Below are 10,635 nucleotides of genomic sequence, written 5' to 3' on the forward strand. Positions count from 1 at the left end.
GCTCGACGACAAGCCGACCGCCGCCTTCGAGCGGCACCCGCATCACGATGCCGCGCCCCTCCTTGACCACTTCGAGCGGGCCGTCGCCCGTTCGCGGCTTCATCGCCGCCATGCTCATTCCCCTTCCTGCTGTGGGCCTGCGTACGGCCGACCGCATGCGCGGCCACCGCGCGTCCCGGACTACCAGACCGACGCACGCTCCGTACTCGGCGCACACGGACACCCTGACCTGTCCCATTATCCCGCATCACACCGACACTGCGAAAAGGACCGTCTGGCCGTTACGCCTACCAGCGAGTAACTTCTTGGGTGAACCGAGAGGGAGAGGAACCACTGTGACCGCTGACAGTGCACGGACGGAGCCCGTCGTCTATACGGTGGACGGCGCCGTGGCCACGATCGCCTTCAACCGTCCGGACGCGATGAACGCGCTGAACGTGGCGACCAAGGACGCGCTGCTTGACGCGCTGCGCGAGGCGAGCGGCGACCCCAAGGTGCGGGCCGTCGTGCTGACCGGGACGGGGCGGGCCTTCTGCGTGGGCCAGGACCTGCGCGAACACATGACCAAGGTGATGGCGGGCGACGAGGAGGGGATCAGCGGCACCGTCCGCAAGCACTACAACCCGATCACCCTGCTACTCACCGGAATGCCGAAGCCGGTCATCGCCGCGGTGAACGGGGTGGCCGCGGGCGCGGGCGCCGGCTTCATGCTGGCCTGCGACTTCCGCGTCGCCGTCGACACCGCGGGGGTGAACATGGCGTTCGCGGGCGTGGCGCTGAGTGCGGACTCGGGCGCGTCGTGGACACTGCCGCGCGTCGTCGGGCAGGCGAAGGCGGTCGAACTGCTGCTTCAGCCGGAGACGATCCCGGCGGCTCGCGCCCTGGAGCTCGGGCTGTTCACGGAGCTGGTTCCCGCCGACAAGTTCGCCGAGCGGGTCCGCGAGCTGGCCGAGAAGCTCGCCGCGGGGCCGACCGTCTCCTACGCCTCCATCAAGGAGTCGATCGCGTACGGCTCCACGCACACGCTCGCCGAGACGCTGGAGAAGGAAGACGAGATGCAGCGGCGCTGCTTCCTGGCGGCCGATCACCTGGAGGCGGTCAACGCGTTCCTGGAGAAGCGGCAGCCGGACTTCACCGGGCAGCGGGCGGACGGCTAACCGGCGGGTCGCTGCGAACCGGTTCCGGGGTGGGCCGCCCGGAACCGGTTTCTCAGAAATCCGGCGCCAGGAACGAGCGGTGGGCCAGGCGCACCGTCTCGCGCAGGAAGGGGCGCTTGGCCCGGGCGTAGCCGTCGGGGTCGTCGCGGTGCACCTTGGCCAGGTGGCGCTTGAGGTCGGCGTAGGCCTGACGGCGCTCCTCGTGCGCGCCGAAATAGTGCGTCAGCAGGAGCTGGTCGAACTCCCACGTGCCGCCGGAACGGCAGACGAACAGCCGGGCCGGGCACTGCGGCGTTCCGGGGGTGTGCGGGCGGGCGCTCGTGAAGACGCGGCGGTCCGGTTCGCGTACCCACAGGGTGAATCCGAGCGCCTCGACCTCGGCGCGGTAGTCCTCCTCGGCGTCCGGCTCGGCCACCGCGAGCAGGACGTCCACGCAGGCGCGGCCGAGCAGCCCGGGCACGGCCGTGGAGCCGATGTGCTCGATGAGCACGGCGCGCTCGCCGAGGGCTCCGGCGAGCAGACTGCGGTATTGCTGGAAGTAGGCGGACCAGCGGTCGTCGTAGGGCTTGAGTTGGACCGGCGTCGAGTCGCCGATCTGCTGCGCGATCTGCTGAGCCACACCGCACCTCCGGAATCACGTCCGCACAACGCAGGTTGGGGTCGGGGTGCTGCCAGGAAACCGCGCGGGAAGGCCGACGTCAAGACGTCACGCGGAAATCACCGGAAGTAGTGACGGCCTTTACTCCGCGCCGTCGTGCCCCTCTACTCCGTGCCGTCGTGCCCTTCCCGGAATTCCGCGGGCTGCTCGGCGGCGGCCCGGCTGACCTGGGTCTCAGCCTGCTGCGACGGCGCGCGGCCCTCGAGCTCGGCGATCCGGTGCTCGCGCACGTCGATCTCGTAGGCGAGGCGGTCCAGCATGTCGTCCACCTCGTCCATCCGGTAGCCGCGCGCGCCGACCGAGAAGCGGACCTTGTCCACGTCGCCGCGGCCGAGCAGGCCGGTGTCCGGGACGGCGGGGTCGGGACGGTCCGGGCTCGGCGGGGACATGTGGCCTCCGCCGCCGACGGCGACCCAGCCCACGGCGATCAGCAGTACCACGACCACGCAGAGCTGGAACCAGAACATAAACCGTCGCCTCTCCTGTCAGCGGGTGCTCCCGCGCGAGGCACTTTACCCTGATCGGGATACCGTGTGCCCGTGGACCGATCTGAGAATCCGCCGAGCGCCGAGGCCCTGCTCGGCCTCGACCGCGCGCACGTGTGGCACCCGTACGGACCGATGCCGGGCCGGGTGGCTCCGCTGCTGGTGACGGGCGCCGAGGGCGTGCGCCTTGACGTGCGGCTGCCGGACGGCGAGCGGACCCGGCTGATCGACGGGATGTCCTCGTGGTGGGCCGCGATCCACGGCTACCGGCACCCGGTGCTCGACGAGGCCGCGCACGCGCAGCTGGACCGGATGGCGCACGTGATGTTCGGCGGACTCACCCACGAGCCCGCGATCCGGCTCGCCGAGCGGCTGGTCGAGCTCTCCCCCGAGCCGTTGCGGCACGTGTTCCTGGCCGACTCCGGCTCGGTCTCGGTCGAGGTCGCGATCAAGATGTGCCTGCAGTACCAGCGCTCGCTCGGCCGTCCGGCCAAACGCAGGCTGCTGACGTGGCGCGGCGGCTATCACGGCGACACCTTCCACCCGATGTCCGTGTGCGACCCCGAGGGCGGCATGCACAGCCTGTGGGGCGGCGTGCTGCCGGAGCAGGTCTTCGCGGAGGAGCCGCCGGCCGGGTTCGATGCCGAACCCGATGCGCAGTACGTGGCTCACCTGGCGGATCTGATGGAGCGTCACGCCTCGGAACTGGCGGCGGTGATCGTCGAGCCGGTCGTGCAGGGCGCGGGCGGCATGCGCTTCCACTCTCCCGCCTACCTGCGCACGCTGCGTGAATTGTGTGACGAGCACGACGTGCTGCTGATCTTCGACGAGATCGCCACCGGATTCGGCCGCTCCGGCGCGCTGTTCGCCGCCGAGCACGCGGGGATCAGCCCGGACGTGATGTGCGTCGGCAAGGCGCTCACCGGCGGCTATCTGACGCTGGCGGCGGCGCTGTGCACGACGCGCGTGGCCGAGGGCATCAGCAACGGCGAGGTGCCGGTTCTCGCGCACGGCCCGACGTTCATGGCCAATCCGCTGGCCGCGGCTATCGCCAACGCCTCCCTGGACGTGCTGACGAACCCTCGGCTGCGCGGCGGCGTGAGCTGGCAGCAGGACGTGGCCCGGCTCGAGCGCGGCCTGAGTGCCGGACTGGCCGAGGTGCGGGGACTCCCGGGCGTGCGCGACGTGCGCGTGCTCGGGGCGATCGGGGTCATCCAGCTCGACCGCGAGGTGGACATGGCGGCGGCCACGGACGCGGCCGTGCGCAACGGCGTCTGGCTGCGTCCGTTCCGCGATCTGATCTACGCGATGCCGCCCTACCCGACGGAGGACGGCGACCTCAAGGAGATCTGCGGCGGCATGATCGCGGCCGCCGAGGCCTCGATCAGCGCCTCTTGACCGGCCGCGCCGAGCGGATCCACTCGACGGCCTCCTCGGGCGAGTCGGTGACGTGCAGCAGGTCCAGGTCCTTGACCGAGGCCTTGCCGCCCTCGATGACCGAGTGCCGCAGCCAGTCCACCAGGCCGGACCAGTACTCCGTGCCCAGCAGCACGATCGGGAACGACGTCACCTTCTGCGTCTGCACGAGCGTGAGCGCCTCGAACAGCTCGTCGAGCGTGCCGAAGCCGCCCGGCAGCACGATGAACCCGCGCGCGTACTTCACGAACATCGTCTTGCGGACGAAGAAGTAGCGGAAGTTCAGGCCGAGGTCCACGTAGTCGTTCAGGCCCTGCTCGAAGGGCAGTTCGATGCCGAGGCCCACGGACAGCCCGTCGGCCTCCACCGCACCGCGGTTGCCGGCCTCCATCGCGCCGGGGCCGCCGCCGGTGATCACCGCGTAGCCCGCCTTGGTGAGCCGTCGGCCCACCTCGACGGCGAGCAGGTACTCCGGCGTGTCGACCTTCGTGCGGGCCGAGCCGAACACGGCGACGGCCGGGCCGATCTCGGCCAGCGTCTCGAAGCCGGCCACGAACTCGGAGGTGATCCGCAGCACCCGCCACGGGTCCTCGTGCAGCCAGTCCGTGGTGCCCTCGGACTCGAGCAGCCGCTGGTCGGTGGTGGTGCCGTCGGACGACGGGATCTGCTTGCGGCGCAGCAGCACCGGACCGCGGAAGCGCTCCTTCAGGTGCCTGCTTCGGTGCTCGCCGTTGCCGGCGTTGCCGTTTCCGTTGCCGTGCCCAGCCCCGGTTCCGTTCCCGGGCTGGTTGTTCTCCTGAGCGCCCGTGCGCTCCGTATCTCTGTCAGTCACACAGCCACGGTAGCCGCCCGACGCTAACCATCCAGTCCGACGCCGCTGAACATTTCCGGCAACGCGCTGTACGTCGTGGTGCTCGACCCGGTCAGATGCTGGGAGAGCCAGACGAAGGACGGCGGCTCCACCGACTTCCAGACGCCGATGTTGTGCCCGCCGCGCTGCGAGATCAGCGTGTCGACGCTCGTCGGAGAGGTCGCGGCCCGGGACATGGCGGCCGCCTCGGAGGCCACGTCGCTGTCCTGCTGCGTGCCCGTCAGCAGCAGCGCCACGTTCGCCGGCTTGCGGTGCTTGAGCAGCCAGATCGGGGAGTTCAGGTTGTACGCGGTGGTCCCGGGCTTGAGCAGGTCGCCGTCCGGGTGGTCGTCACCGCTTATCGACACGGCCGCCGCATACAGGTTCGGGTACTGCAGGGCGAGCTTGGTGGCGCACAGACCGCCCTCGGAGTAGCCCATCATCCCCCACGCGCCGCGCGAGGCGGCGACCCGGAACGAGCTGAGCACCAGATTGCGCACGTCCTGGGTGAGCCAGGTCGCGACCTTCGGGCCGCCGGGGATGTCGGAGCAGTCCGGGTCGTGTCGTCCGTCCACGTTGATCGACGCGGCGACCAGGACGAAGGGGTGCTGCGTGCCTGCGGTGACCTGCCGGCTGACCACCAGCGGCGCCTGCATCGCGGTGAGCCAGGTCTGCGGCGTGCCGGGCGTGCCCGGGAACAGTTCGACCACCGGGAAGTCCACGTTCTTGTACGCGGCCTCGGAGTACTGCGGGGGCACCCACACCTCGACGCTGCCGGTGACCTTGGACTCCGGGCCGGTGACGGTGACCTGGTAGCCCGTGCCGTCCTGCAGGCCGCTCATCTGCGTGAAGAGCTTGAAGTTGGGCAGCGAGTCGGGGTGCGCGCCGCCCTCGCCCTTGGCCGCGATCGTGGTCTTGACCACCTGCGGGGTGGCGGCCTGGATCGCGCCGGTCGCGCCGTTGTTCCCCATCAGGTCGGACCAGGAGTAGTACAGCTGAAAGGAGTTGTTGATCCAGAGCGCCGCCAGCAGCACCGCCATCGCCTGCGACATCAGGATCAGCCCGAGCCGGGAGCCGAACTTCACCGCCTTCGGCCCCGGCAGCCTGCCCCACAGCAGCAGGGTGAGGGCCGGCAACAGCACCACCCCCACGATCACCAGGGCGAAGAAGCCCCCGCTGGTCAGCCCCATAGCCCTTGCACCCTGTTCCCAATCGACCCGTTTGTCCGTCGCACCCTTGCTCGCGGCGGGTACGGACGATCCCTCTTGTCAACCATTGCGACGATCGGGCCCCGGGCTGGGTTTCAGCGTCTTCAGATTATCTTCAGACCGCCACAAACCCGTGATCTCAGCGAGACCGGGGCTCGAGGCCGAGCCAGGCTCGCATCCGCTCGACCGCCTGGGCGATCCGGGCCACCTCCACGTACTCCCCCCGAGTATGGGCGAGCCGGGAGTCTCCGGGCCCGTAATTGACCGCGGGTACACCCAAACCGGCGAATCGTGCCACGTCGGTCCAGCCCTGCTTGGCCTCGGGCGTGCCCCCGACGACGCGGGCGAACTCGGCGGCTGAGGGACGCGACAGGCCGGGAGCGGCGGCCGGGGCGCTGTCGGTGACCTCGACGTCGAAGTCGGCGAAGACCGCTCGGACGTGCTCCGCCGCCTGCTCCTCGGTGAGGTCCGGGGCGAAGCGGTAGTTGACCGTGACGACGCACTCGTCCGGGATCACGTTGCCGGCCACGCCGCCCTTGATGCCCACGGCGTTGAGGCATTCGCGGTAGATCAGGCCCTCGACGTCCACCTCGCGGGCCTTGTACTCGGCCAGACGGGTGAGCACCGGGGCGGCGCCGTGGATCGCGTTGACGCCCAGCCAGTCCCGGCCGCTGTGCGCGCGCACGCCCCGGGTGCTCACGGTCGCCCGCATCGTGCCCTTGCAGCCGCCCTCGATCTGGCCGTCCGTCGGCTCAAGCAGCACCGCGAAGTCGGCCTCGAGCCAGTCCGGGTGCTCGCGCACGAGGTGGCCGAGGCCGTTGCGCGCGGCTTCGATCTCCTCGCAGTCGTAGAACACGAATGTCAGATCGCGGTCGGGTGACGCGCCGTCAGCCGGCCCCACCTCGTAGGCGATCTTCAGCTGGACGGCGACGCCGCTCTTCATGTCGGTGGTGCCGCAGCCGTAGAGCAGTTCGCCGTCGAGGCGCGAGGGCAGGTTGTCGGCGATCGGCACGGTGTCCAGGTGCCCGGCGAGCACGACCCGCTCGGGCAGGCCGAACTCCGTGCGAGCGACCACGTTGTTCCCGTGCCGGTCCACGCGCAGCCGCGGCAGTTCGCGCAGCGCGCGTTCGACCGCGTCGGCCAACTCCCGCTCGTCGCCGCTGACCGAGGGGATGTCGACGAGCGCGGCGGTCAGCGCGGCCGCGGCGAGGGACAGATCGAGCTGACTGGGCATCGGGATCCGACCTCAGCCCGTGGCCAGGCCGCTGTCGCGCAGGATGTCGTTGAGCTGGGCCTTGTTGTGCCGCTCGCCCTCGGACAGCCGCTTGAGCACCAGCACGCCGGGCAGGCCGAACTCGCCGCCCGCGAACTTCTTGGTGCGGGTGCCGCCGACGGCCACCGACCAGTCCGGGATGTGCCCGCGGCTGATCTCCTCGCCGGTCTCCACGTCGATCACCGGGATCGAGGCGGACAGGATGGTGCCAGCGCCGACGACCGCGCCCTTGCCGACCCGCGCGCCCTCGATGATCATGCAGCGGGAGAAGACCATCGCGTCGTCCTCGATCACCACCGGCTTGGCGTTCGGCGGCTCGAGCACGCCGCCGATGCCCACGCCGCCGGCCAGGTGCACGTTCTTGCCGATCTGCGCGCAGGATCCGACGGTGGCCCAGGTGTCGACCATCGTGCCGGAGTCCACGTACCCGCCGATGTTGATGAAGGAGGGCATCAGGATCGTGCCGGGCGCGCAGTAGCTGCCCCAGCGGGCGACCGCGCCGGGCACGACGCGCACCCCGTCGAAGGTGGTCTTCAGCGGCATCTTGTCGTGCTGGTAGAAGTCGCCGACCTTGTTCTGCACCATCTCGAGCACCTTGAAGGTGAGCAGGATGGCGCGCTTGGCCCGCTCGTCCACCACGACCTCGTCGGTGGCCGGGTCCACGAAGGCGACCCGCGCGGCGCCGGTGTCGAGCAGGTCCACCGCCTCGACGACGAGCTTGCGGGCCTCGGCGTCGGCCGGGGAGAGCTCGGCGCGGCGGTCCCACAGTTCGTCGATGACGGAGGGGATCGGGGAGGCGAAGGCGGAGGGCGTCTGTGGCACGGTCATGGCGGCATCTTAATGCGGAGCTGTGACGGGCTACGGATCAGTTCGAAACGCGGAATCGCGTACGGTGTGGGGCGATGAGCGAGAAGAAGCGCAGCGGATGTTGGACCGGACTGGTAGTGGTGCTGGTGGTGGCAGCCGTGCTCGCCGGGCTCGGGATCTGGCTGCTGCACAAGCTGGGCGGCATCTCGCTGTTCAACACCTCGCAGTGCGTGGCCACCGCCGAGAGCCAGAGCTATACCTACGACCTCGAGCAGATGCAGAACGCGTCGACGATCGCGGCGGTCGGGATCAAGCTCGGCGTGCCGTCGTTCGGGATCGAGATCGCCGAGGCGACCGCGCGGCAGGAGTCGAAGTTCTACAACGTCACCGGCGGCGACCGCGACTCGCTGGGCCTGTTCCAGCAGCGGCCGTCCGAGGGCTGGGGCACCGCGTCGGAGATCATGGACACGACGTACTCGTCCACGGCGTTCTACAACGCGCTGCTGAAGGTCTCCAACTGGCAGAACCTGTCGCTGACCGTGGCGGCGCAGGACGTCCAGCACTCCGCCTACCCGGACGCGTACGCGACCCGCGAGCAGGAGGGGGTGGTGCTGATGAAGGTGTTCACCGGAACCGCGGGCGGCGCGCTGACCTGCACGCTGAACGGACCGACCTTCTCGCCGCAGGCCACCGACGGCTCGGGCCTGACGACGCTGGGCCAGTCCGTGGTCACCGACGCGGAGAAGCAGTGGGGCACGGCGTCGGTCGAGGACGTCTCGGGCAGCGCACGCGCCTTCTCGCTGGCGGTGCCGAACTCGCTGAGCGGCACGGCCGCGACCGAACGCGGCTGGGGATACGCGAACTGGGCCGTCTCCAAGGCGGAGGTGCTCGGCATCACGCAGGTCGGCTACGACGGGAAGACCTGGTCGGCGTCGAACAACTCGAACAGCTGGCAGACCGCCTCGCCCGCGGACGCTCCCACCGGCCGGGTCATCCTCACGATGACCCAGGGCTCCTGAAAAGTCAGCAGATCAGATCTGACATATAACATATGTGACTTCGAATTCCCCCGCTCGGCCGAAGTTATCATTTCTTTACCTGCCCGAACCGCAACCTGAGACGCCCTCGGTCCGATAAAACGGTGTCAACTCGTTCTGTGTTCAGTCGGACAGGAGCCGCACCATGACCGGAAAACACCGCAAACCGCACGGGAGCACGGGCCGGAGGATGGCCGCCACCGCCGCGGTGCTCACCGCCGGCGCGCTGCCGATCGTGGCGGCCGGGAGCGCGTTCGCGGACACGGCTCCCTCCGCCGCCGCCCCGCTGCCCGCGCTGCCGCTCGGCACCACCGTGCCGCTGCAGGTCGCCACGATGGCCGGTCCGGTGGAGAGCGTGCTGCCGCTGGCCGGGACGCTGACCAGGGCGGTGACCTCGGCGGTGGACACCGGGGACCTGCAGGGCGGCCTGGTCGGCTCGGTCACCCCGCAGGCGCAGACGCGGGAGGCGGTGACGACGGGCCAGGCCACGGCCGAGACCGCCGACCTGGCCGCGAAGACCACCCAGCTGACCAACAAGCTGAGCACGGTGGTGCCGGTGAGCGGCCTGGTGCACGAGGTCGCCCCGGCGATGGCCGGCCAGCCGATGCAACTCGCGCCGACGCTGCTGCAGGACGGCACCGTGGGCACGCTCACCAACGGCTTCGGCGGCAAGAGCATGGAGTTGACCGGCGGAGTGGTCGGCCAGGCGAAGCCGCTCGTCACACAGCTGCATCAGCAGGGCGTGCCGACGGTCGGCGACGTCACCACCTCGCTGAGCCAGTCCAAGCTGCCGGTCTTCGGCAACGTCGGCGGCCTCACGGCGGCGGTGCCGGTCAGCGAGATGGTGGGGAACAACAGCCCCGTGCTCGGCACGGTCGGAGCGGTCAGCGGGCTCTGACGACCCGCCGGAAACGGCCCGCACCCGTTCGACGGGGCGGGCCGTTTTGCGTATCCGTATACCAGACCATGATTGGACAACTGAATTCCGAAACTCTTCTATTTACCGAATCGTTACCACGTTCGGCCGCAACCTCAGCCCGATCCCACTCGTAAATCTCCGTGAACGAACGAGAAATGCATGTCCCCGTCGTTCCCCAGTTCACCGAAGAAGAGGAAACACCATGAAGCACGCCGGACGCCGTATCGCCTCTGCCGCCGCCGCGACCGCAGCCATCGCGGTCCCGGTCGTCGCGGCCGCCAGCGCTCAGGCCGCGAGCCTGCCGGTCGTCGGCGACCTGCCCGCCGTCGGCAGCCTGACCCAGGGCCTGCCGGTCGGCTCGAACCTGCCGGTCCTCGGCGACGCCGCGAACAGCAGCGGCCCGCTCGGCAGCCTCCCGGTCGCGGGCGGCGTGCTGAGCTCGGTCACCGGCGGCAACGGCGGCGGCCCGCTGTCCGCCCTGCCGGTCGGCAACCTGCCGGTGGTCGGCGGGGTCACCCAGAACCTGCCGCTGATCGGCGGCCAGAACGCCGCCGCCGCGCCGATGCAGCAGGCCGCCGCGCCGGTCGCGCAGACCGCCCAGAAGGTCGCCGAGACCGCGCAGACCTACGTGGCCAAGCACAAGGCCTGAGTGGCCGAGCAGACCCGGGTACCCCGTCCGCGGCCACGTGGGTCGGCCGCGGGCGGGGGCTCGAGGACCTGAGACGAACACCGCGTGGCACGGCAACGGATCCGACGCCGTGTCGGACGAGGGCCCGCGACGCGCCATCAAGCGCGTCGCGGGCCCTCGTCGCGTGTTCCGCTCCG

At 70.2% G+C, this 10,635-nt stretch carries 12 protein-coding genes; 5 read left to right on the top strand and 7 right to left on the bottom strand.

What is annotated here, in order from left to right:
- The coding region (locus VG296_RS03255; protein ID WP_325562894.1) for a DUF3117 domain-containing protein at window positions 1-112 on the bottom strand (112 nt) is incomplete at its 3' end.
- 223 nt (window positions 113-335) lie between these two features.
- Here VG296_RS03255 and VG296_RS03260 point away from each other — a divergent pair.
- Window positions 336-1,157, top strand: coding sequence for an enoyl-CoA hydratase/isomerase family protein (locus VG296_RS03260; protein WP_325562876.1), 822 nt, complete (start codon window positions 336-338; stop codon window positions 1,155-1,157).
- Between the two features lie 52 nt (window positions 1,158-1,209).
- Here the strand turns inward: VG296_RS03260 and VG296_RS03265 are convergent, their stop codons facing one another.
- On the bottom strand, window positions 1,210-1,776 hold the full coding sequence (locus tag VG296_RS03265) for a GrpB family protein (protein WP_325562878.1): 567 nt from the start codon (window positions 1,774-1,776) through the stop codon (window positions 1,210-1,212).
- 143 nt (window positions 1,777-1,919) lie between these two features.
- Complete coding sequence (locus VG296_RS03270) at window positions 1,920-2,282, bottom strand: DivIVA domain-containing protein (RefSeq protein ID WP_325562880.1); 363 nt, start codon at window positions 2,280-2,282, stop codon at window positions 1,920-1,922.
- A 66-nt stretch (window positions 2,283-2,348) separates the two neighbouring features.
- Between VG296_RS03270 and VG296_RS03275 the strand changes: the two genes are divergently transcribed.
- Entirely contained in the window at window positions 2,349-3,698 is a 1,350-nt protein-coding gene (locus VG296_RS03275) for an adenosylmethionine--8-amino-7-oxononanoate transaminase (protein ID WP_414641045.1), read from the top strand.
- Here the strand turns inward: VG296_RS03275 and VG296_RS03280 are convergent.
- The 4 genes from VG296_RS03280 to VG296_RS03295 all read right to left on the bottom strand — a co-directional run bounded on the left by VG296_RS03280 (window position 3,685) and on the right by VG296_RS03295 (window position 7,875).
- Complete coding sequence (locus VG296_RS03280) at window positions 3,685-4,425, bottom strand: TIGR00730 family Rossman fold protein (RefSeq protein ID WP_349259444.1); 741 nt, start codon at window positions 4,423-4,425, stop codon at window positions 3,685-3,687. The two genes, VG296_RS03275 and VG296_RS03280, sit on opposite strands and share 14 nt — an antisense overlap.
- Window positions 4,426-4,571: 146 nt before the next feature.
- Window positions 4,572-5,756, bottom strand: coding sequence for an alpha/beta hydrolase (locus VG296_RS03285; RefSeq protein ID WP_325562886.1), 1,185 nt, complete (start codon window positions 5,754-5,756; stop codon window positions 4,572-4,574).
- A gap of 157 nt (window positions 5,757-5,913) precedes the next feature.
- Window positions 5,914-7,008, bottom strand: coding sequence for a succinyl-diaminopimelate desuccinylase (gene dapE, locus VG296_RS03290; protein ID WP_325562887.1), 1,095 nt, complete (start codon window positions 7,006-7,008; stop codon window positions 5,914-5,916).
- A 12-nt stretch (window positions 7,009-7,020) separates the two neighbouring features.
- Window positions 7,021-7,875, bottom strand: a complete 855-nt coding sequence (locus VG296_RS03295; protein WP_325562888.1) for a 2,3,4,5-tetrahydropyridine-2,6-dicarboxylate N-succinyltransferase — start codon at window positions 7,873-7,875, stop codon at window positions 7,021-7,023.
- A 74-nt stretch (window positions 7,876-7,949) separates the two neighbouring features.
- On the opposite strand from VG296_RS03295, the gene VG296_RS03300 reads away from it, so the two are divergent.
- From VG296_RS03300 to VG296_RS03310, 3 genes are all read left to right on the top strand, one after another.
- The gene (locus VG296_RS03300; RefSeq protein WP_325562889.1) at window positions 7,950-8,873 is read left to right on the top strand and encodes a hypothetical protein; all 924 of its coding nucleotides are present in this window, start codon (window positions 7,950-7,952) and stop codon (window positions 8,871-8,873) included.
- 163 nt (window positions 8,874-9,036) lie between these two features.
- Entirely contained in the window at window positions 9,037-9,789 is a 753-nt protein-coding gene (locus VG296_RS03305; protein ID WP_325562890.1) for a hypothetical protein, read from the top strand.
- 223 nt (window positions 9,790-10,012) lie between these two features.
- The gene (locus VG296_RS03310; RefSeq protein WP_325562892.1) at window positions 10,013-10,459 is read left to right on the top strand and encodes a hypothetical protein; all 447 of its coding nucleotides are present in this window, start codon (window positions 10,013-10,015) and stop codon (window positions 10,457-10,459) included.
- Window positions 10,460-10,635: the final 176 nt, after the last annotated feature.

Source organism: Actinospica sp., assembly GCF_035552695.1.
Lineage (GTDB): Bacteria > Actinomycetota > Actinomycetes > Streptomycetales > Catenulisporaceae > Actinospica.

What these genes read in the sequence shown, in the direction of transcription:
- VG296_RS03285 (WP_325562886.1), bottom strand. Translation starts at nt 5,756, where the DNA reads ATGGGGCTGACCAGCGGGGGCTTCTTCGCCCTGGTGATCGTGGGGGTG.
- VG296_RS03310 (WP_325562892.1), top strand. Translation starts at nt 10,013, where the DNA reads ATGAAGCACGCCGGACGCCGTATCGCCTCTGCCGCCGCCGCGACCGCA.
- VG296_RS03305 (WP_325562890.1), top strand. Translation starts at nt 9,037, where the DNA reads ATGACCGGAAAACACCGCAAACCGCACGGGAGCACGGGCCGGAGGATG.
- VG296_RS03300 (WP_325562889.1), top strand. Translation starts at nt 7,950, where the DNA reads ATGAGCGAGAAGAAGCGCAGCGGATGTTGGACCGGACTGGTAGTGGTG.
- dapE (WP_325562887.1), bottom strand. Translation starts at nt 7,008, where the DNA reads ATGCCCAGTCAGCTCGATCTGTCCCTCGCCGCGGCCGCGCTGACCGCC.
- VG296_RS03270 (WP_325562880.1), bottom strand. Translation starts at nt 2,282, where the DNA reads ATGTTCTGGTTCCAGCTCTGCGTGGTCGTGGTACTGCTGATCGCCGTG.
- VG296_RS03295 (WP_325562888.1), bottom strand. Translation starts at nt 7,875, where the DNA reads ATGACCGTGCCACAGACGCCCTCCGCCTTCGCCTCCCCGATCCCCTCC.